Origin of the sequence: Latilactobacillus sp. VITA-14, assembly GCF_046580785.1 — a bacterium.
GTDB lineage: Bacteria > Bacillota > Bacilli > Lactobacillales > Lactobacillaceae > Latilactobacillus > Latilactobacillus curvatus.
On sequence record NZ_JBJKTM010000008.1, the window covers coordinates 16,664 to 38,147 of the forward strand.

The window sequence follows — 21,484 nt, forward strand, 5'->3', positions numbered from 1 at the left end:
AATTGAAAGCTTAATCAAATTTTATTCAATTCGCCCGCAGGAAAAGCCAAATGACGTTGATCCATCACTGCTTGAAAATCGGCTGGTAGTTCGCTTTGAACCGTGACATACCGTTCTTCAAATGGATGATAGAACGTTAACTCGCGACAGTGCAATGCTTGACGCGGTAATAAATCATCGGCCACACCGTATAAATTATCACCAATTAAGGGATGCCCCAGTGATGCAAAATGAACCCGAATCTGATGTGTCCGACCTGTTAGTAACTTCAACTTAACTAACGTGGCATCGGTGCCATGGGCTTCTTGCCAATATTCCGTTAATGAGCGTTTGCCACCAACCCCAACGACCCGCCGCATGTAAAAATCATCCGACCGTTTGATTGGCCGATCAATCCACGCATGTTGCGGATAGTCTAACCGCATATCACCACTGGCAATCGCAACATATGTTTTTTGCAATTCTTTAGATTGGAGTTGCTTATCCAACAAACTATGCGCGAAGCCGTGCTTGGTGAACATCATCAAACCACTTGTATCGCGATCGAGGCGCGTTACTACGTGCACTGCCTGGCTCTCAGCATTTTGGTCAATCAAGTATTGTTTGACGAAATTGGCCATTGTGTTGTGCGGATGGTTCGGTGCCGGTAACGACGCCACAAACGCCGGTTTATCGACCACTAAAAAATGGTCGTCTTCAAAAACCACTTTCAAGTCCCCTTTAACTGGGATGACGTGTTCGACGGCCACTTCCGGTGCGAGGTAAACAGTCACCACATCGTTTTGAACCAGTTGGGCATTGGTATGTGCCTCCTGGCCGTTGACGAGGATTGTGCCACCTGCAAATTTAATTTTAGTTAACTGACTGCGAGAAAGCTTATGCCGCCGTAAAAAATTCCGCAACACACAGCCTTCTGCATCTTGATATTGCCATTCAAATTTCATGTTTTGACCCAATAAATGCATCTTCGACACGGTTCCAGAAATGGGTGTGTCGATAACGTGCAAACTGTATTCTTTCCTTTGCAATTTTAAATTGCATCGAGGCAATTGGTCGATCCTTAAATGTGAATTGATCAATTGTCACAACGTAATCACTTGTCTTAGAAGGCTTCAGGAGCAACCATTCATCCGATGGTAACACGATTGGTGCCGATAGTGTTCGATATACGCGATTATTAATCGACGCAATTTCGGTCATCTGCATCGCGTCTAAGCGTGGATGTAAAACCGCGCCACCAATCGACTTACTATAAGCTGTCGACCCAGTTGGTGTGGAAATACAGAGCCCATCGCCCCTAAAACTTTCAAAAAAATTCTCTTTAATGTAAACGTCCGTCCGCAAAGTCGCTGCATACCGACGTAACGTCACTTCATTGAGCGCCAAACTGCGACTGATTTCGTGCGTATCCGCATATTCGATTTTAATTTCTAATAACGGATAGCTAATACTCTGCCCGAGATCTTCTTGCAAGGCGACGACTAGATCATCGACTTCAAAATCGCGCCAGTCAGTGTAAAACCCTAAATGTCCCGTGTGCACGCCAATAAACCGGATGTGCGCTAAATCGTGGGCGTACCGATGAAAGGCAGATAAAAGCGTCCCATCTCCACCAACTGAAATGACCACATCGGGCGTTTGATCATCAATGACAAACCCCGTATTGATCAATTTTTGCGTTAAGCGATTGGCAACTTGAATGGAAGAACTACCGTCATTGCTAAATACCGTTACTTTCAATCTGGCGTCTCTCCTTCAGAATCATTTTCAGTTGCCTTTTCAAGTGCGTTTTGCCATTTTCCATATGAGAAGAGTTGTTGTGCTTCTTGAATTTCTTCACGAATTTCAGACATTTCTTTATCTAACATAAAGGATGCTTCGGCCGCTCTTTTAAGCCGCGCCTTCAGCGTTTCAGGAAATTCCCCTTGATATTTATAATTTAATGAATGTTCAATGGTTGCCCAAAAGTTCATCGACATTGTTCGAATCTGAATCTCGGCCAAAATCAATTTTTCACCACTGATTAGTTGGACTGGATATTCAATTACAATATGATATGACCGGTAACCACTTGGTTTAACATTTGAAACGTAATCCCGTTCTTCAACAATTTTCATATCAGTCCGTTGGTGCAAAAGGCCCACAATTTCATGGATATCTTCCACAAACTGACACATAATCCGCAAACCAGCGATATCTTGCATATCTTGTTCGAGTAAATCTTCTGTAATGTAGCGGCGTTGCATCTTTTCTTTGATACTATCGATTGGTTTAACGCGCCCAGTTACAAATTCGATGGGTGCATGTTCATTATTTTGTTGGTATTGCTTGCGCATCCCACGTAATTTAATTTTTAATTCGCTAACGGCCTGTTCATAAGGCATTAAAAACTTCTTCCAATTTTCGACCATTATAAACCCCTCATTCACTCTGTCACATACAGCACTATTTTAACATAGATTAGAATTGAATAAATAATAATCGTCTGAAATACAAATTTCATTACAAGTCTGCTTTTTTGTGCTAGGATAATAACATTGCTTTTTTAAAAAGGAGCTCAACCGATGTCACAAACGATTGAACGCGAATTTAAGACGATGCTAACGGCGGCGCAATTCTCGCAACTAAAAGCGGACTATCCATTTGCAGCGCCGTTTGTGCAAACCAATTATTACTTCGAACTGCCTAACCAGAGATTGGCTAAACGTCACTGGGGGTTGCGTATTCGACTCTTTGACACCTATGCCGAACAGACGCTAAAGGTGCCAACCGTAGAAAATGCTCATAGTCTGATTGAAATCACTGATCGCCTAACACTTGAGCAGGCTACTCACTTAATTGAGCACCAAACCGTATTATCGTCTGGTCAGATCGCTGTCTATTTTGCAGCACAAGCCGTGATTATCAAAGAATTGTTCATCTGGGGACAGGCAACAACGCACCGCCAGACCGCGTCTTTAGTTGCTGGCCTGTTAACGCTTGATGTTACCCAATACCCTGACGAAACCCAGGATTATGAAGTCGAAATTGAAGTCACCAACGTCCAAGAAGGGGCAACTTGGTTTAAATCATTTGTCACCCGCTATCAATTAAGTGAACAAATACCACCCAATAAAATTGTGCGCGCCCTTATCCATCAAGCTTAAACTTTGTCAAGCTAACTTATTGCATAATTTTAAAATTTTGTTAGAGTAGACAGTACAAGCGCGTCGAGCAGTATATACAATTATAGAAAGTTTGGAGGAACCAACTTGTTAGAAGTGTTTTTATTTATCAACCCAATCGGGCAACTTTGTTTACGTTCCGAAGAGGCACTTTTAAAGATTATCGGCGAAACCGATGCAAATATTCATTTTAAGTTTATTCCAGTCTTAAACTTAAAAAACGTCGAGCATTACATGCAGTTTCAGCAACAAAATAGTCATGATTTAAACTTACGTAATCACGTTTTCAGCACCATTTATGAAGCAGTACTCGCTTATAAGGCAGCAACGTTCCAGGGGGGCAAGAAGAGCCAATCATTTTTAATGCAACTGCAACAAGCATTCCGTGAACCAGATATGGAACTTAACAACGAATTAGTCCTTACAATTGCTAAACGCGTAGGACTTGATACCGAAATGTTACTTGAAGATTGGCACAGTCCACTTACTAAACAGGCATTTGATTCAGATCAACAATTATCTTGTGAGATGAACATTCAGATGACCCCTTCAGCAGTAGTCTTCAACTATTCAAAAGGTGAAAGCGAATCAGGCTTATTGATTGAAAATTGCGATTCCTATGAACTCTTGAAACAAGCCTGTTGTGCTGGAACAACACCTGAACAGACTTTCCAAGCACTTCAAAAACAAAAAAGCACCCTCTCACGGGTTGCTTTGCATGTTATTTCTTAATCTTAGAACCGGTGGTCAACCGACCCCCGGTTCTTTTTTAATGCTTGTTTCAAAGCTATTTGCCCCCATTGTGCAAATAAGGATTGCTTTAGTAGTGGTTGTTGGAGTAAGGGCGTTACCGCTAAAAAAAGATCAATTGGTTGGGCACTCAACCACCACGTTACCCGACTTTCAAACTGACTGAGCTGATAAATGGGTGGTACATTACGTGTGCAGTAACACCAGTCCGGAACGGCTTGCAAGCGTTCATGGTGTGCATAACAATCCGCCTGTAACGCAACATAATGTGCGTCTTGCAGCCCTAATCGACGGTCAATAATTTGTTGCTGCATAGGCTGTGACTTGCCCTTATAATGATTGGCTGGCAGTCTTGTTTGTGCTACAAGCAAGCGCACAAACGCCTTAGTTGTCAATCGCAGGGTTTGCCAAGCATAACCAGCAAAATCACGGGCGACAATATGGTGATATAACACCCATTGCCCCCACTTTGGCAAATAACTTACCACATAAAAGCCCCACTGCCGCCGATAGTTGATAAACCCCAACTGTTGCTGGCTTAAATAATGGTTAGTAAAACAATACCGTTCACCAACCACCCATAATACAGGTAATCGGTGCTGCTGATAGCCGATTGTTCGTTGGTTTAACTTATCTGGCGTCAATGGGCTGCATTGGTATTCAATAATTAATGGTTGCTGATTCCGCGTTAACCATACATCAGCGCGCTGTGTCTCGCCGACAGGTACTTCAAAGGTAGCATGCCAGCCCAACGCATGTGCTAATTCAGCAATCGCCTGTTTTCCCGCCAGATGGGCTGGACTCTCACCACCACCAGATACACGTTCTGCGATATGTGCGAAATATGGTGCTTTATGCACCCCACGATGCAACTGAACCAGTTGTTGACAATGTGGACAGAAATACCGCGCTACTTGCTGTTGTTTGGCTGCTTGATCGGCGCGAATTAAGCACCCGTTAGTGGTCTGTGCAACTTTCATTATTTATCACCCCACCGAAAATACGCAAAAAAATAACGGGTTCTCCTAAATTTAGGAAAACCCGTTATTTTTAATGTTTGAAGTAGTAGCGTGTTAACTCAAGCGCACTATTATCCATGACTTTTTCACCGAATTCACTTAAAAAAGCTGCTGTGTATTCTGACTTCTGCCCGTATTCATTAGCGACCGCTAAATCATCCCGTGCGAACGCTTCGGTCGTATTCTCCATAAAAATAATAATCTGTGCATAGTACTGATGTTTGTAAAGAAATAGGTTCGACACACCACTTTCGATGTGTAGCTGTTGTGCCAAAGCAATCCAATCGTCAAATGACTTAAACGATAACACAATCTGTTTCATTGGATTGTCCGCTTGATTCATATAAGCGGTCATTTCATCCTCTTCCTCAGTCGCATCATCTTGGACCGTATCTCGTTTCAACAGTTGTTCTTTAATGTATTCAGTAATACCGTCTTTGCCTTGCACCATTTCTGATTGACCTTTACCACCGTCAAAGTTTGGCATATTCTTACTAATCAGTAATTCTAACCCTTGATCGTTAGGCAACACTTGGAACGTTACTGCATCGTTGTTCGCAAATGTGTGTTCACTGTCCACTTCTTCCAGAATTGAATAGAAGAACCGCTCAATCTTTTTATGATTGCTCAACAAATCAAGTCCAGTAATCCCGCGTTCTTCTAAATCATCATTTTCTAATAGAACCCGAATTGTGTTCTCGTCGATTTTTTCCATTCTCATGGGACAACGCCCCTTTCTAACGCGCTTCTTATAGCGTCGTAATTCACTTTCTTTGACCTACCATACCAGTATCTGGCGTAATATTCAAGTATCTACATCGCAGCAATTAATTTTTTAACCCATCAAAAAAGTCGAGGCTGTTAACAGCCCCGACTCTCCTCTAGAATCCTGCTAGTAATTGTGCTTGTTGTAATTCCAATGCCCGTACTTCACGTGGTAAGAAACGACGAATTTCATCTTCGTTATAACCAACCTGAAGTCGTTTTTCATCCAAAATAATTGGACGACGTAATAGCCCTGGGTTCTTTTGAACTAAATCTAATAATTCGTTGATTGATAAGTCATCAATTTTAATGTTTAATTCTTGGAAAACCTTAGAACGCGTTGAGATAATTTCTTCCGTGCCATCTTCGGTCATGCGTAAGATTGTTTTAATTTCATTTTTATTGAGAGGCTCCGAAAAGATATTGCGTTCTTGGTATGGAATATTGTGTTCCTCTAACCACGCCCGGGCTTTACGACAAGATGTACAACTTGGTGATGTATATAACGTAACCATATGTCTCTCTCCTTTATTAACATGACACCTTACTTAACAATAAGACAATCATTTTCTCTCTTACAAATTTTATTATACGCGAGTCAGCACTAGAAAACTACCCTAAAATTAAATTTATTAATTATTTTTTAATAATTAATAAATAGACATTTGAACATAAAACGTATAATTAAAACGGTTTATTGTTAAATTTTCCCACTCACCATTAATTTTTATGTTTTTAAATTTATATTTATCATTCAAAAAAATTATAGTAGTTTCTACTTTCTAATGAAAATTCACTTATTTTTTGTAAGTTTCATCAACGCCGCCTATATTACACGCTCCGACATCAATTATCAAATCCTGTTGGGCAACTATCACGGGTACGTCCCCAACAGTCGCTTGTGCTTGTGCCTGTAGCGTTTCTGCCGAAACCCCTTGTGGTAAATGCGTTAATAGAATTTTAGCTGCGCCACTTTCTTGTGCCAAGTTACCGGATTGCGTTGTTGTCATATGCGCCATTTTACCAGTGCGATCTTCAAGAAAATTCGTATCAGTCATCAGTAAATCTGCAGACTGACAAAAAGCAGCTAATTCTGGGAAATACGCCGTATCTGCAGTAAAGACCAAGACCTGCCCCGTCGTTTGTTCTTCAATTCGAACAGCGAATGCTGGGACAGGATGCACTGTCCGTTTGAAAGTTACTTTCAACGGCCCCAGGGTCAGCTCTGTGTCTTCTTGATAACCAAAGCCCTGCGTCACACCCGGTTGTGTCAAACTGCCAAAGTGGAGTGGATCTTGCAGATGCCCGTAAATAGGTAAAATGGGTTCCTTTTTGGTTCCTTGATGCAGTTGCCAATAATATTGTAAAACCCCCACATCAGCAATGTGATCGTGATGATAGTGCGTGAGAAGGACCACATCTAGTTGCAATGGGTCAAATTGTTTCTCAAGCGCTAATAAAGCGCCACTCCCACAATCTAGCAATAAATGATACGCCCCACTTGTTAATAAATAACTACTAGTCCCAACACCGGCATATGGATATCCACCGTAATAACCTAAGACTGTTAATTGCATTTTTAAATGACCACCTTTCTAATTTCTATAGTAGCGCATTCCGGGTATCGCGCGCACTATATTTACTAACTAAATAAAAAAAGACCGCCACCCAAATGGATGACGGCCCTAATGCTATTGAATGACTTGGACTTTCTTAGCTTTAACTTCTTGATAGAAAATCGTAACGCTCATAATTAAGTATGGATAGAACCACAAGAGACCTAGTCCAGCAGTCATATAGACGACCAGTTCCCATCCGATAAATGATAAAGTAAGCCCGAGTAATTTCAGCCAGTTCCCTTTTAAAATCACCCATGAAAGGCTAAAGATTAATTTGAGTGGTGCTTGTGGTAAATCAAACTTCAACAGTACTAAAATCTGATAATACGTTAAAATCACGGGTTGCAGCAGTGACAAAACCAACATCACCGTCACAAACAATAAGACAGTTTCAGAAATTGTCCCCTGCTGGCTAATGTTTAGCAAATAAGGCGCAACGGAATCTAATCCATTAAAAGTGAATTGAAATACACGATCCCAACCGAGTAACCGATAAAACGGCGCCAACCCAATTAATAGTAAGATCCAGTTTAACACTTGTTGAATAAGATTCAATACCACAAGATGGGTATACAACGGTTGCCGGAATAACAATAAGGTATCCCGGTAATAGCTGGGCTTATTCTGGCTAACTTTATAAACACCTAAGAAAACAGCATTTAAAAAGATAAAGTATAAGAAATAATTGGCAAAGGTGTTGAGCATTTGATAACCAAATGAACTGGCGCCAAACACGCCTTCAATCATCGAGTCGACTACTATCTCAACTAACAACCAAAGCGCGACTAAAGCGGCCATTTTCTGCCAGTTTCCTTTTAATAATTGACGCGCTTTTGCGCGGTACATAGCTAATTGCAAAAACTTTCCCTCCGAGTTTAGTAGAACACATCACTATTGAGCGGTGCATTCACAATTCGATTGTAGATATTGGCCGTAATTAGATAGAAAACAAAGTAAATGATGATAAACAGGCCGCAAACGATATAGGCTAATTGTAACCCAGGATTATCTAAAAACAAACCCAATAACCGAATTGCAAAGAAGGCGTGCATCGATCCCAAAATAATTGGCAGTAAAAAGAGCATCAAAATTTGGAAATAAATCGTGCGCTTAATCTCACCGTCACTCATCCCAATTTTTTTCAATGTTTTATACTGCAAAATCTCTTCTTGTGCTTCTGACAATTGTTTCAACATGATGATACTACCAGTGGCTAACATGAAGATTAACGCAATAAAAATGGCGACATACATATAAAATCCGAAGTTTGCGTTAGCAATATCTCGGTTAGGTTTTTTCAAAAGCACAGAATAGCGGCTTAACTCTTCTAGCCGTTGATCAGTGGTTTTAATTTCATAATGGGTTTGCCCGGCTTTTTTGTGCGTCATTAAATAATCCCATTGTTTGGGCTTTTGAGATAGACGGAATAAATCGCGCATTAATCGTTTTTGCTTTTGTTGGGCAGCGGAGAGCTGAACTGCATAGATTTGATCAACTGAAGTTGCTTGGACTTGTTGATATTCAGCATCATTGGCCACAATCACGTTTAAGTCACCATCAAAGAAGACATCAGAACCGTTGGGAAATAGCTTACGAATGTGTACAATCCGAAAATCTGAAAGCCCAGACTGTTTTAATTGCAACGGGATTCCAGCTCTTTTCGGTGGCAAACCTGCACCTGCTCTGCGAGGCATCTTCAGCATTGTTAATGGCAAGTTAATGATGGTCACCACAGTATTTTTCTTCAATTTAGTTGCTGGTGACTTAAATTGTTGCGCCATTACTTGGTTGTATTGGGATAATGGCATGACAACAGCTGCTCCATCCATTTTGATGCCTTCCCGATTTAACGGTGAATTGACCTTAAATCGAGCATCCACCAATTTAAACGAAGACATTGTTTGACTCACCGGCTGAACATGATATTGCGTTAAAATTTTGTCGACCGCTGCTTTTTGACTTTGTGTATAAACCAAATCCACCGGAATGTTCTGCCGTAATGTATCTTGACCGTGCGTATAAATCATCGCCGCACTTCCGATTGCGGTAATAGTGACTGCACTTAAAATCGTAATCATCCACAACATCTTTGCATTCTTTTTAAAACGAAAACTCAAATTCGTAACGTTTAACAAATGTGTCCCACGATAATAAAGCCGTTTCCAGTGCCGTTCTAACTGTAGCCAAATTTGCGTATAGGCCTGAAAAAAAGCCAGTGTGCCAAAAATTTCAAGTAATAAAATGGTTAGTAAATAAACCAAATCAATCCCAAAACCATAACGCCGCTCTAAGCTCGGCATCAAAGCCAGTGTTTGGTCTGCCAAATAATAGCCGCTGATAATCAATACAGGTGCAATAATCCCCCATAAATAAGTCAGCCAGTTCGGTCGGCGCACTTTCCGACTGACTGCAGATGGTTGCAGCAATGTCACTAATTGATACCGATAAATCATCGTACTGTTTAAAAAACCAGTTAATAGGAACAACCCGCCAAAGGTGAATGTCGTTTGTTCAATGGCCCGCCATGATATTAAAAACGGCATGGCAACCGCAATCCCCATCATGCGTAATAATAACATCGCGAATAATTTCGAAAAAAGAATCCCGAATAACAACCCGATAATCAGGGCAATCACACCGATAATCAAACTTTCAAAGAAGAAGAGTAAGCTAATCTGAAATTTAGTCACCCCGATGACACTTAAAACACCAATCTCCCGCCGACGCCTTTTAATGAAAAATAAATTAGCATATGCCAAGAAAAAAGCGGCAAACAGCAAAATAATTAAACCTGCTACTTGGATCATCCGGCCAAAAGCTAAAGATTCACCAGCCATCTTGAGGTGCCTAAAGATTGGCGCAGTTTGAATCGACGTAAAGCAGAAATAAACCACAATCGCGGCAACACAGGCAATCACATAAGCCGCATAGTCGCGCGCATGATTAATCGCATTTCTAACGGTTAGGTGTAACAGCATTGAAACGGCCTCCTCCACCTATGGTTGCTTGCATATCAATAATTTGATTGAAGAATTGTTGCCGATCACCATTGCGAACAATTTCCGAGAATAATTGACCATCTTTAATGAAAAGAATTCGCCGACAGTAACTAGCTGTAAAGGCATCATGCGTGACCAATAAAATTGTCGTCTTTTCCTGACGATTAATCACGGTTAAATATTGTAAAAGCTCCGTAGCTGATTTTGAATCTAAACTTCCAGTTGGTTCGTCGGCCAATAACAAAGTGGGATTGGTAATCATTGCGCGCCCACATGCCACTCGTTGGCGCTGTCCAATTGAAACTTCATCCGGATAACGATCCAACAAACTACTAATGCCCAAGACTCGGCTAACTTTATCCAACCGTTTTTCAATCACTGGCACACTTAACTTATCAAGCGCTAATGGCAGTAACATGTTTTCGCGAACCGTCAGTGAATCTAGTAAGTTAAAATCTTGAAAAATAAAGCCCAAATCTTGCCGCCTAAAATTAGCAAGCTTAGCTTCCCGCATCCGACTCACAACTTGATCCTTAATTAACACTTGACCATGCGTCGGCCGATCAATGGTCGCAATCATATTTAATAAGGTCGTTTTCCCAGCGCCTGAAGGGCCCATAATACCGACAAACTCCCACGGTTCAATATCAAATGAAATATTATTAAGCGCATTGACCAGACTAAACCGATGCCCGTAGACTTTCGAAACTTGTTGGACTGATACGACTGCCATTTTTTCACATCCCTTAACTAATTGGTATTCATTTTAGCAGAGTTGACCGCAAAAGCCCATTTTATAACTACGACCTTAGTTGGTTGTCTTTTCTAGTGAAAGTGGTTAATATTAGTCTATCTATGTATGAGGAGAATTCATTATGTTTGAAATTATGATTGTTGAAGACGATCCAACGATTGCCAACTTAATCGCTGAGAACTTAAATAAGTGGCAATTACACGCAAATATTACGACCGATTTCGATACCATTTTCGACCAATTTTTAACCAATAAACCCCATCTGATTTTACTCGATATCAACCTGCCCGTTTATGACGGGTTCTACTGGTGTCGCAAAATTCGTGAAGTATCTAAAGTCCCCATAATCTTCATTTCTAGTCGCAGTACCAACATGGACATGGTGATGTCGATGAACATGGGCGGCGATGACTTCGTCAATAAGCCTTTTTCGATGGAAGTTTTAATTGCCAAAATTAACGCCCTCTTACGACGGACTTACAACTACGTCGACCAAAATGCCGATATCATCGAACATAACGACCTAATGATTAACCTCCAAAGCGGCGGAGCTCAGGTGGGTGAGACTACCATTGATCTTTCCAAAAACGAATATAAGCTCCTCCAATTTCTGATGCGTCAACACGGCCAGATTGTCAGTCGCGAAAAGTTATTGCGTGCCCTCTGGGACGATGAACGGTTTGTCGACGACAACACACTAACCGTTAACATCAATCGGCTTCGCAAAAAAATTGAAAGTGCTGGTTTAGAAGACTACATTCAGACGAAAATTGGCCAAGGCTATATCATCCCCTAAGGAGTTATTATGACGTTTAAAAAATTCTTACGTGATCATTTATTTCATATCGCTTTTTTCTTCGGCGGTATGATTGTTCTGGATATCGTCCTATGGCTCGACCCTAGTATGCGCTTTGCTAAGGCGACACTTTTATACCTCGATTTATTGCTGGCGCTTTTTTTCTGCGCCTTTTTGGTTGGCTTATACGTCTACCATCTCAAGTGGTACCGCACAATCCAAACACGCTTAGATGCTAAAGAAGATAGCCTCAACTGGCCACTTACAGGCGCTACCTCGGCTGAAAAACAATTCATTCAACACTACGTGAATCAACTGCTAGCCTATCATCAACAAAGCATCGAGCGACTAATCTCAGCGCAACAAGATCAAAAGAATTTCATTGATGGCTGGGTGCACGAAAGCAAGGTCCCCCTGGCAGCTACTCAATTGCTCATTGAATCCATCGAAGACCAGATTCCAGAAGACAAATTCAATCAATTAACCGATGAACTGATTCAAATTGAACACTACGTTGAACAAGTGCTCTACTACTCGCGTCTCGATAGTTTTTCTAAGGATTACTTGGTGCAGGAATACGATTTAAAACCTTTAGTCAACCAAATCATCCGCCAAAATCGCAATTATTTTATTCAAAAACACATCCAATTTAAACTGCTTGGTGCCGATCAAACCGTCTTAACCGATGCTAAATGGCTGGCTTTTATTTTGAATCAAATCATTTCCAATGCGTTAAAGTATACCCCCGACGGCGCACAAATTACGGTACAGATTGAACGTGACGAACAAGGCGTTTGGTTAAGTGTCATCGATACAGGGATTGGGATTCCGGCTGAAGACCTACCCCGGATTTTTGATAAAGGGTTCACCGGTCAAAATGGGCGCTATTCTAACCAACGTTCAACCGGTTTAGGGCTCTACCTTGCACGTGTCTTAAGTGAAAAGCTCGGTCACGAACTCACCGTTAGCTCCCAACAAGGCAGTGGTTCCACTTTTAAATTACTCTTTCCTTTTTTAAGTTACTACAACACGGATGACGATGACGGCTTATTCGGCAAAACCCATCCTGCAGACAAATGAAACGGAGCTTCAAAATGCGTAAAACACTTTTAATCACTACCCTTTTAACAATAACACTCCTAGCAGGTTGCCAAGCTAAAAAACCGGCTTCATCAACCACATCCCGCGCGTAGCCAACTACGACGACCTACGCCAACCCGACAACAACTAAAAAAGCCCTCGCGGCCGATTCACAGACTTGGTTGTTTAACAAACAACTCCTTTCTAAGCAAACTAAAAACGGTCTTTCTGATGACATCACCGTTTCAAATATTGCTCAAATGACCACTCCTAAAAGTTGGCTGACCTCTAAAAGCACCTTCACAAGTCAGCCGATTAATTATCAACAAATTTCGTTTAAAAAATGGCAACAAGATAGCCGCAGTCATCTGATGAAGAGCTATCAAAAGACACTCCATCTGATGACTGTGGCACAAGTCAACGCTGCATTACACAAATTGGGGGCTGACTTTAAGATTAAACACCTCTCAGATCTCGTCTTTCTTGAGACTAAGACTGGGAAAAATACAATTGACCAAGGATTCGTTGCCAAAGGAAATCATCTATACGCAATTACAGCTCATTACAGAGATCTACAAGAACCCACCAATTTTGACCGCGGACAGTTATTCGTCAGTTAAAAAGCAACCGCCAAAACAACCGCCAGTCCTGTTGCCCTCGACCAACTCAATGGCACTTGGATTGCGGCCGTAACAACGACGAGTGCTAATGACACCGGAAAACTGATGGTCAAAGATGGCTTCATGTACCAAAAATGTTATGATAGTATTGAACGTTCTGCCATTCAAGATCTTGCCAAATACACTTTAGTAACGCTCAATCAAAACACAATCTATGCTGCTCAAAAAAGGGATGCAGCACAAGCTGGTTATCAATTAACCCCTAAGTCGATTGCTAGTGGTGATAGTATCGGTTATCTCTACCTCTTCATGAATGATCATGAACTGCTACGCATCGGTGCTGGTCAAGTAACAAGCTATCAAAAGACGGATTCACTAGTAGCTGCTGCCGATTTATCACAGACTGATCAAACCATTTTTGAGCAACTTGATCAACAAAAGACTGGTGAATCAGCTTCAACCATTACGGTCAAAGCAGGTCCCGCTGTTGTCGGGATGAGTGATAGTGTCAACTATCTAACCGATGCAACCGCTGACCAGATTTCGAACAATATCGTCATTGGTAGCGTTCAAAACGGGCACGTCACCATTGCAAGTGAGTCAACTCATTAATTATAGGCACAAAAAAAGTCCGACATTCATGTCGGACCTTTTTTTGTGCTTAAGCCGCTTGATCGCGGGCTGCTTCTTCTTTTAAAGCCATGTCTGTGGCGATCTTGATGAATGGTAGGTAAATGAGCACTGAAACAAGTAAGTTCACTGCTGCTAATACCCCACCTTGCCAACTAACCGTTGCGATGACCCCACCGATAATTGGTGGTGTTACCCAAGGTGGCATAACCGTTGCAGCGGGCACTAACCCGGTGCTAGTTGCAAAGTATGCAATTGTAACGATCACCATTGGTGTGGCAATATATGGGATGAATAAAATTGGGTTCAATACGATTGCAAGCCAAATGTTAATGGTTCGTTAATATTGAAGACCCCAGGAGCGGCACTCAAATTCCCAACGATTAAATATTGTTTATTCTTTCGACCCACTAACCAGATTGCAATGATTAAGCCTAAAGTAGCACCAGTCCCACCTAAGTTAACAAATGAATCAAAGAATGGTTTGTTAACAATATATGGTGCTGCTTTACCAGCTTTAATCGCATTTAAGTTAGCTGTAATTGCAGGTGCATTGATTGTTTGCATGAATGGTTCGATCATGTTAGCACCGTGTAACCCGAAGAACCATAAGAATGGTGTGATGAATGCTAATAATAATGCTGAAGGATAGCTGTTTGCAAGTCCTTGGAATGGTTCTTGGACAGCTTTGTAGAATGATGTCACAATATTTTCAACACCAAAGCCTAATAGAATTGTTGCAAATAATGAGAAGACTGCGATGGTAATCATTGATGGCAATAATGCCGCGAATGATTGTGAAACTGCAGGTGGTACCCCATCAGGCATCTTAATGACTAAGTGTTTATTACCCAATAAACGTCTGAGAATTTCTGTTGAAATCATCGCAACGATTAAAGCAACGAACAAGCCCATTGAGTCCATCCCTGCAAGACCGCCAGCAGCAAAGAATGACCCTAATGCTGTTACGCCGACTGCTAGTGGATTGATATTATATGACTTACCTAAATTGTAAGCAACTAGGAAGACGATAAACACAGAAAGAATCGCAAATGTCCCGCTCCAAGCATTGCCCCCGAATTTAGTCCAGATATAAGCCTTTTCAGCGCCCTTACCAACTGTCTTTGAGAACACACTATCCATGAAATTGGTATATGCCGGAATTGGTAAATTATTAATCAAGGTTGCAAAAGCACCCAAGATCATCAATGGCATCGTTGTTACGAAGGCGTCACGAATGGCAAATGTCGTTGATTCCCAACTTTTGCCGCAACTGGTAAAAAGCGTTTCTCCATGAAACTGATAAATGAATCCATTAACCTCACTCCTTTTCCTGAATCATAATTAAAAAATAATTGCTATTACAAGTATTATGTTACAGAAAGCGTTGTCAAACGATAACCCCGTTCATTACCTATGAATGTCCAGTTTTTCACAAAAACTAAAAAAAGCGCCAACCCATTCTAATCATGGATTGACGCTCTTCTTTATCCGTGTTAGGTATATACCAATGACGGAAAATGAAAATTAAATTTTTAATAACTTTATTTTACATATTACTTTCAATGAACAAGCTTTGCCCATATAACGGGCTTTTTAGCGGCTAATGATTTTTTGACATCGATAATCCGTTGATTGGCACTCCCTCTGAACTGCAATGTCAGATCCATTTGGTCCTTCATGAAGCGCCCATCAACTAAGATATCAATCTTAGACAGCAACTCGAGTTTATCATCTGATTCTTGCATCAGTTCTTCCCACGTATATCCCGTCCATGACCAGACGTCCTTTGTCTGCCCATAAGTGGCGCGAATTCGGTCTACTAGCGATAAACAAGTCTTGGTATTCAAGAACGGTTCGCCACCTAATAACGTCAGTCCTTGGACATAAGATTGCCCTAAATCAGCAATAATTTTGTCCTCTAATTCAGTTGTATAAGGGCGGCCATAGCGAAAATTCTGCGCCACTCGATTGTAACAACCGGGGCAAGCAAACATGCAACCACTCACATATAGGCTACAGCGCACCCCTTCGCCATCAACAAAGTTAAACGGTTTATAATCTGCAATATAATCCTGGCTTAGTGTTTCAGAAAGCCATTCTTTGGGCGCCGGATTCTTCGGGCCTTGTTGTTTTACTGCCATCTTCAAAAACTCCTTCAAATCCCGTATTCACAATTACTGCCGTGCAACGTTGTTATTATCGTTGCCAATGGTAATATGCATGTGCTTAACTCGACTGGCGATTTCCTTATGCCGACCATGCACCATTGGACGTTGTTGTGGATTACCTAGATAACCACAAGTCCGCTTAACGACGTCACATGTAGCAGCATCCGTGTTCCCACATTGTGGGCATTGGAACCCGCGTTCTGTCGGCTTAAAGTCCCCTTTAAACCCACATTTAAAGCATTGATCAATTGGCGTATTTGTGCCTAAGTAGCCGACACGATCGTAAGCATAATCCCAGACAGCTTCTAAAGCCTTTGGATTTTGACGCAGATTTGGGTATTCACAGTAATGAATGAACCCACCAGAACAGTATTTTGGATAATCTTTTTCAAAATCTAATTTTTCAAATGGGGTTGGTGCTTTACGCACATCGTAGTGGAAACTATTTGTGTAGTATTCTTTGTCTGTAATATTTTCGACAATCCCAAATTTTTGCGTATCTTTTTGACAGAACGTATTTGTTAAACTTTCTGCTGGTGTGCTGTAAACAGAGAAGTGATAGCCGTATTCCTTTTCCCAATCAACGCAGTGATTATAGAGGTCTTTAACGACGTCTACCGTAAAGGCTTTTGCCTTGGCATCCTTTTCCCAGTCTGGCCCAAAGAAGGCTGTACCGACTTCATAAAGGCCAATATAGCCCAATGAAACAGTTGCGCGTGAATTTTTAAAGACTTCATCAACACTATCGGTTTTCTTCAAACGCTTGCCAAAGGCACCATATTCATAAAGAATCGGCGCATTTTCTGGCTTCGCTTCTTTAGCGCGTTCCACTTTAAAGACCAGGGCTTCCTTGCAGACTTGCAACCGTTGTTCTAGAATTTCCCAGAACTTAGCTTGGTTGCCATCGGCTTCAAGTGCAATCCGTGGTAAATTGATTGTCACCACGCCGAGATTCATCCGGCCACTATTCACTTCTTCACCATGTTCGTTTTTCCAGCCTTGTAAGAAGCTTCGACAACCCATTGGTGCTTTGAAAGAACCCGTTAATTCCACCAACTTGTCATACATTAAAACATCGGGATACATCCGTTTTGTGGCACATTCAACAGCTAATTGTTTGATGTCATAATTTGGATCAGTTGGATTTAAGTTTAAGCCGCGTTTTACTGCAAAAACTAATTTAGGGAAGATGGCAGTCCGTTTTTCTTTACCTAATCCTTCAATTCGAATTGAAAGAATTGCTTTTTGAATCGCACGTTCAATCCAGTTACTGCCTAATCCAAAACCAAGCGTTGTAAATGGTGTTTGGCCTTGGGATGAATATAAAGTATTGATTTCATATTCCAACGCTTGCATGGCGTCATAAATATCTTTTTCAGTCTTGGTTTGCGCATAATCCTTTTGTTTTGCTTCGCCATCAATCCAATTCTTGGCATCTGCTAAATGTTTGGCATAATTCTTTTCGGCAAATGGTGCCAATAATTCATCCACCCGATCAGCAGAACAACCACCATATTGGCTAGAAGCAACGTTAGCAATAATTTGTGACATTTGTGCCGTAGCAGTTTGAATCGAATGTGGCGCTTCAACTTCGGCATTCCCAATCTTAAAGCCATGATTCAACATTTCTTTAAAATCGATTAAACAACAATTGGTCATTGGACTATATGGTTGGTAATCCAAATCGTGCCAATGAATCTCGCCTTTTAAATGGGCGTTCGCCACTTTATCAGGCAACATCTTAAGCCCCATCGCTTTAGCAACTGTCCCTGCCGTTAGGTCCCGCTGTGTATTAAAAACATGACTATCTTTATTCGCATTTTCATTGACCACAGTTTGGTCTTTTTTCAATAATTTTTGAATGGTAAAGTTGATATCAGTTGCCTTATTCCGGGCAAAGTCCCGTTGCGTCCGGTAGTTAATGTATTCTTGGGCAATATCATATTGGTGATGTTCTAAAAGTTTATGTTCCACAATATTTTGCAGTTCATAGATTTTAACATCTTTATCAAATCGGCTGCCGACTTCACTCACAACATCTAGTGCGACTGTGTTTAACACTTGATAGTCTAATGGCTCTAATTCCGTCTTCACATTTTTAGCGGCTTTAATAATTGCTTGTTCGATTTTATCCGCAGAAAAAGGCATGATTCGCCCATCTCTTTTAATCACTTTAATTTGCAAGTCTGCTTCTGAAGCAATTTTCATATCCATCTTAGCACCAGTCTCCTTTTTAATCAGTAACCCCATCATAGCGGATTAAAAATTCGGATTCAACCTATATATAGTAGATAAACCAACAAAAAGACGCACTGCAACTATATGTTGTGTGCGTCTAATTGTGTGCGATATTTTCTTTCGCCCGTCCTTATCGAAATCTACTTCATACTGCTTAAAAAAAGATTGACATCATGCATCTCGTTTTAATTTCAAAGTCATTGCATTAATAGCCACAACAATTGTTGAGAGTGACATTAAGATTGCACCAACTGCTGGACTTAATACTAACCCAATTCCGGCAAATAGCCCCCCAGCTAATGGAATCGCTAAAATATTATAACCAGCGCCCCACCAGAGATTTTGCGTCATTTTGCGGTTAGTTGCGTGCGATAAATTCAAGAAATGCATAATATCGTTTGGATTACTCTTCACGAGGATCACATCTGCTGAATCGATTGCAACATCCGTCCCAGCACCAATTGCGATTCCGATATCAGCCCGCGTTAAACCTGGTGCATCATTAACACCATCCCCAACCATCAGGACGACTTCGCCTTTAGCTTGGTAATCTTTGACGATTGCTTCTTTATCTTCTGGTTTCAAGTTCGCTTGAACCGTCATACCGCCCAATTGTGCAGCCACTTTTTCGGCAACTTGTTGATTATCACCGGTTAACATGACCGGTTGGATATGCCGTTTCTTTAATGCTTGGATGAAAGCTGGCGCTTCTGGTTTAATCTGATCACCTTGTGCGACTAGTCCTAAAACCGTTCGATCTTGTAATAGATAACTGATGGAATTCCCTTTTTCTGCTAAAGTTTGGAAAAGAGCTTGATCAAATTTAATATGCTGGGCTTGTAAATAAGTTGCCGTCACTATTTGATAACTTTGCCCTGCAACCGTTCCAGACAAACCGACGCCTTGAATCGTTTGAACATTGTCTGCCTGTAAATCAGGAATAGTTTGTGCTTGGTTATACTCTAGAATCCCAGTGGCCAATGGATGACTTGAATGGCGTTCTAACGCACCAAAGAGTTGCATGAGTCGTTGTTCATCAAGTGCTGTATCGAAAACTTCGACAGCATTCACTTTGAATGCGCCTTGTGTCAAAGTCCCCGTCTTATCCATCAAAACAACGGTAACCTTATCTGACAATTCGATTGCTTCACGGTTACGAATGAGCAAGCCGTTTGTAGCCGCAATCGCTGTACTTCTGGCAACCACCAATGGAATGGCCAATCCAAGTGCATGCGGACAAGCAATAATAAAGACGGTTACCATCCGTTCAAAAGCCGTATTCAGATCGGCCAAGAACACCCAACTAATGAAGGCGATAATCCCAGCAACCAATGCAGCATAGAAAAGATACTTCGCAACTTTATCTGCTAACCCTTCAACTTTTGATTTTTCTTGTTGTGCTTGTTTAATTAATTTCATGACTTGCGCTAAGTAACCACTTTCGCCAGTCCCGGTCACTTGCACGGTTAACGTCCCATTTCCGTTGACTGTCCCACCGATTACTTGATCGCCTTCAGCCTTCGCAACAGCCTTTGATTCACCTGTCACTAAGGATTCATTGACTTGGCTTTGACCGGCGATAATTAACCCATCCGCGGGTACTTTTTCACCAGCTGCGACTAATACAGTTTGTCCTTTTTTCAAGTCCTTTAAATCAACCGCGTGTTGATGCCCTGCTTGATCAATTACTTGTGCTTGGCCGGGTAACAAAGCAGCCATTTTTTCTAAAGCACTCCCTGCACTCATTACCGCATTCATTTCAATCCAGTGTCCCAACAACATAATAACGATTAACGTTGCAAGCTCCCAGAAAAAGTCCATCACGTGGCCTTGTGGGTTCAAGAAATGGTTCGCAACAAAGGCGTATAAACTATATAGATAAGAAACACTGATCCCCATTGCAATTAAGGTCATCATCGCTGGGCTCTTAGCAGATAATTCTCCTTGAGCGCCCTTTAAAAACGGTGCCCCACCGTAAAAGAAGAGAAATGTTGCTAAAATCAATACTAGCCAATCTGAACCTGGGAAAGTCGTTTGAAAAGGTAACTGCATGCCCATAAATGGTGAGAGAATTAGAATTGGTACCGTTGCAATTAATGAAATCCAGAATTTTTGTTTCAGATTTCCCATGTGCATCATATGACCACCATGCATCATCATATCGCCGTCGCCCATGTCATGGTGCATCCCATGCATATCGTGATTCATATGCCCCATATCATGATCCATCATCTCATGGTCATGATGCATGTCGTGCATGCTGTGATCCATTTGGTGCTCGTGATGCATCTCTTTCATATCGTATCCTTCATGTTCATGGTGCATTTCATCGTGTTTCATTTTACTTCCTCCTCTATGCAATCACAATTGGCTGGTAAACAATCACATTCAATCATTGTTGGTGCACTAGGTAATTTAGCCGCTAACACCGTTTGTAATGTCTGAATATCATTTTGACTGAGCGTTGTTTGCTCGATTAAAGTGGCTAATGTGCGGCCTTTTTTCATCCCACATAATTGGTTAAACAGCGACTGCGTGGCATGGTTCATCGCTTCATCTTCTACGATATTAGCCGTATATATAAATCGGCGTCCTTCTTTAGTGGCAATTAGATAGTCTTTTTTTACCAACCGACCTAGCAAAGTCTTAACAGTCGACGCTTGCCAATCACGCTTTTGCTGAACGAGTTCAATTAAATGACTGCTGTTGACTTGCCCAAGTGACCAAACCATCCGCATAATTGCCCATTCCGCATCCGTAATAACCCCTATTTTTTCAGTCATTCGCGGTTTTCTCCCTTTCGTTTACATTTGTAATCATTAGTTACAGTTTACATTTGTAATCGATAACTGTCAATCTTTTTTGCTCATCCAAATTTT

General features: G+C 41.3%; 21 protein-coding genes and 1 pseudogene. 6 read left to right on the forward strand and 16 right to left on the reverse strand.

All coding sequences use genetic code 11. The features are described from left to right. Nucleotides 1-14 precede the first annotated feature (14 nt). The 3 genes from ACF1X7_RS04830 to ACF1X7_RS04840 are packed head-to-tail and all read right to left on the reverse strand — an operon-like array spanning nucleotide 15 to nucleotide 2,411. Complete coding sequence (locus ACF1X7_RS04830; RefSeq protein ID WP_039098979.1) at nucleotides 15-944, reverse strand: RluA family pseudouridine synthase; 930 nt, start codon at nucleotides 942-944, stop codon at nucleotides 15-17. Further along, nucleotides 934-1,740 (reverse strand): NAD kinase, encoded by an 807-nt coding sequence (locus ACF1X7_RS04835; RefSeq protein ID WP_284182887.1) that lies wholly within the window; start codon nucleotides 1,738-1,740, stop codon nucleotides 934-936. The genes ACF1X7_RS04830 and ACF1X7_RS04835 overlap by 11 nt, the downstream gene beginning before the upstream one ends. Further along, on the reverse strand, nucleotides 1,737-2,411 hold the full coding sequence (locus tag ACF1X7_RS04840) for a GTP pyrophosphokinase family protein (protein WP_004265740.1): 675 nt from the start codon (nucleotides 2,409-2,411) through the stop codon (nucleotides 1,737-1,739). The genes ACF1X7_RS04835 and ACF1X7_RS04840 overlap by 4 nt, the downstream gene beginning before the upstream one ends. Nucleotides 2,412-2,564: 153 nt before the next feature. Here ACF1X7_RS04840 and ACF1X7_RS04845 point away from each other — a divergent pair, with 153 nt between their 5' ends. Both ACF1X7_RS04845 and ACF1X7_RS04850 read left to right on the forward strand, forming a co-directional pair. Beyond that, the gene (locus tag ACF1X7_RS04845) at nucleotides 2,565-3,146 is read left to right on the forward strand and encodes a CYTH domain-containing protein (RefSeq protein WP_064777365.1); all 582 of its coding nucleotides are present in this window, start codon (nucleotides 2,565-2,567) and stop codon (nucleotides 3,144-3,146) included. Between the two features lie 114 nt (nucleotides 3,147-3,260). Beyond that, nucleotides 3,261-3,896, forward strand: coding sequence for a DsbA family protein (locus ACF1X7_RS04850; RefSeq protein ID WP_235601723.1), 636 nt, complete (start codon nucleotides 3,261-3,263; stop codon nucleotides 3,894-3,896). Between the two features lie 2 nt (nucleotides 3,897-3,898). Here ACF1X7_RS04850 and ACF1X7_RS04855 read toward each other — a convergent pair whose 3' ends face one another. The 7 genes from ACF1X7_RS04855 to ACF1X7_RS04885 all read right to left on the reverse strand — a co-directional run bounded on the left by ACF1X7_RS04855 (nucleotide 3,899) and on the right by ACF1X7_RS04885 (nucleotide 11,049). After that, nucleotides 3,899-4,894 (reverse strand): competence protein CoiA, encoded by a 996-nt coding sequence (locus ACF1X7_RS04855; RefSeq protein ID WP_039098958.1) that lies wholly within the window; start codon nucleotides 4,892-4,894, stop codon nucleotides 3,899-3,901. A gap of 70 nt (nucleotides 4,895-4,964) precedes the next feature. Then, the gene (locus ACF1X7_RS04860; RefSeq protein ID WP_004265698.1) at nucleotides 4,965-5,654 is read right to left on the reverse strand and encodes an adaptor protein MecA; all 690 of its coding nucleotides are present in this window, start codon (nucleotides 5,652-5,654) and stop codon (nucleotides 4,965-4,967) included. Nucleotides 5,655-5,814: 160 nt separating this feature from the next. Then, nucleotides 5,815-6,213, reverse strand: a complete 399-nt coding sequence (gene spxA, locus ACF1X7_RS04865; RefSeq protein ID WP_039098959.1) for a transcriptional regulator SpxA — start codon at nucleotides 6,211-6,213, stop codon at nucleotides 5,815-5,817. A gap of 282 nt (nucleotides 6,214-6,495) precedes the next feature. Beyond that, nucleotides 6,496-7,275 (reverse strand): MBL fold metallo-hydrolase, encoded by a 780-nt coding sequence (locus ACF1X7_RS04870; RefSeq protein WP_146954970.1) that lies wholly within the window; start codon nucleotides 7,273-7,275, stop codon nucleotides 6,496-6,498. A gap of 114 nt (nucleotides 7,276-7,389) precedes the next feature. Continuing rightward, nucleotides 7,390-8,175, reverse strand: coding sequence for a DUF975 family protein (locus ACF1X7_RS04875; protein ID WP_284182885.1), 786 nt, complete (start codon nucleotides 8,173-8,175; stop codon nucleotides 7,390-7,392). 17 nt (nucleotides 8,176-8,192) lie between these two features. Continuing rightward, nucleotides 8,193-10,295, reverse strand: coding sequence for an ABC transporter permease (locus tag ACF1X7_RS04880; RefSeq protein WP_146954971.1), 2,103 nt, complete (start codon nucleotides 10,293-10,295; stop codon nucleotides 8,193-8,195). After that, the gene (locus ACF1X7_RS04885; protein WP_004265660.1) at nucleotides 10,273-11,049 is read right to left on the reverse strand and encodes an ABC transporter ATP-binding protein; all 777 of its coding nucleotides are present in this window, start codon (nucleotides 11,047-11,049) and stop codon (nucleotides 10,273-10,275) included. The genes ACF1X7_RS04880 and ACF1X7_RS04885 overlap by 23 nt, the downstream gene beginning before the upstream one ends. A 142-nt stretch (nucleotides 11,050-11,191) precedes the next feature. Here ACF1X7_RS04885 and ACF1X7_RS04890 point away from each other — a divergent pair, with 142 nt between their 5' ends. The 3 genes from ACF1X7_RS04890 to ACF1X7_RS04900 all read left to right on the forward strand — a co-directional run bounded on the left by ACF1X7_RS04890 (nucleotide 11,192) and on the right by ACF1X7_RS04900 (nucleotide 13,566). Then, nucleotides 11,192-11,866: a response regulator transcription factor gene (locus tag ACF1X7_RS04890; protein WP_271260115.1), complete on the forward strand. Its 675-nt coding sequence runs from the start codon at nucleotides 11,192-11,194 to the stop codon at nucleotides 11,864-11,866. A gap of 9 nt (nucleotides 11,867-11,875) precedes the next feature. Further along, complete coding sequence (locus ACF1X7_RS04895; RefSeq protein ID WP_284182884.1) at nucleotides 11,876-12,946, forward strand: sensor histidine kinase; 1,071 nt, start codon at nucleotides 11,876-11,878, stop codon at nucleotides 12,944-12,946. Nucleotides 12,947-13,128: 182 nt separating this feature from the next. Next, nucleotides 13,129-13,566, forward strand: a complete 438-nt coding sequence (locus ACF1X7_RS04900; RefSeq protein WP_411162473.1) for a hypothetical protein — start codon at nucleotides 13,129-13,131, stop codon at nucleotides 13,564-13,566. Here ACF1X7_RS04900 and ACF1X7_RS04905 read toward each other — a convergent pair. Continuing rightward, nucleotides 13,563-13,691: a hypothetical protein gene (locus ACF1X7_RS04905; protein WP_411162474.1), complete on the reverse strand. Its 129-nt coding sequence runs from the start codon at nucleotides 13,689-13,691 to the stop codon at nucleotides 13,563-13,565. The two genes, ACF1X7_RS04900 and ACF1X7_RS04905, sit on opposite strands and share 4 nt — an antisense overlap. On the opposite strand from ACF1X7_RS04905, the gene ACF1X7_RS04910 reads away from it, so the two are divergent. After that, nucleotides 13,690-14,178, forward strand: a complete 489-nt coding sequence (locus tag ACF1X7_RS04910; protein ID WP_284182883.1) for a hypothetical protein — start codon at nucleotides 13,690-13,692, stop codon at nucleotides 14,176-14,178. The genes ACF1X7_RS04905 and ACF1X7_RS04910 overlap by 2 nt on opposite strands. A 49-nt stretch (nucleotides 14,179-14,227) precedes the next feature. On the opposite strand, the pseudogene ACF1X7_RS04915 reads toward ACF1X7_RS04910, so the two are convergent. The 5 genes and pseudogenes from ACF1X7_RS04915 to ACF1X7_RS04935 form a co-directional block, all read right to left on the reverse strand. Beyond that, nucleotides 14,228-15,512 (reverse strand): annotated as a pseudogene (locus tag ACF1X7_RS04915) (PTS sugar transporter subunit IIC). A 246-nt stretch (nucleotides 15,513-15,758) separates the two neighbouring features. Further along, nucleotides 15,759-16,340 carry an anaerobic ribonucleoside-triphosphate reductase activating protein gene (nrdG, locus tag ACF1X7_RS04920; protein WP_146954974.1) on the reverse strand — a complete coding sequence of 194 codons (582 nt, stop codon included), beginning with the start codon at nucleotides 16,338-16,340 and terminating at the stop codon, nucleotides 15,759-15,761. Between the two features lie 33 nt (nucleotides 16,341-16,373). After that, on the reverse strand, nucleotides 16,374-18,581 hold the full coding sequence (gene nrdD / locus ACF1X7_RS04925) for an anaerobic ribonucleoside-triphosphate reductase (protein WP_050802263.1): 2,208 nt from the start codon (nucleotides 18,579-18,581) through the stop codon (nucleotides 16,374-16,376). A 195-nt stretch (nucleotides 18,582-18,776) separates the two neighbouring features. After that, a complete protein-coding gene (locus ACF1X7_RS04930) occupies nucleotides 18,777-20,945 on the reverse strand; it encodes a heavy metal translocating P-type ATPase (RefSeq protein WP_271260113.1) in 2,169 nt (722 codons plus the stop codon). Further along, nucleotides 20,942-21,388, reverse strand: coding sequence for a CopY/TcrY family copper transport repressor (locus ACF1X7_RS04935; RefSeq protein WP_146954977.1), 447 nt, complete (start codon nucleotides 21,386-21,388; stop codon nucleotides 20,942-20,944). The genes ACF1X7_RS04930 and ACF1X7_RS04935 overlap by 4 nt, the downstream gene beginning before the upstream one ends. Nucleotides 21,389-21,484 lie beyond the last annotated feature (96 nt).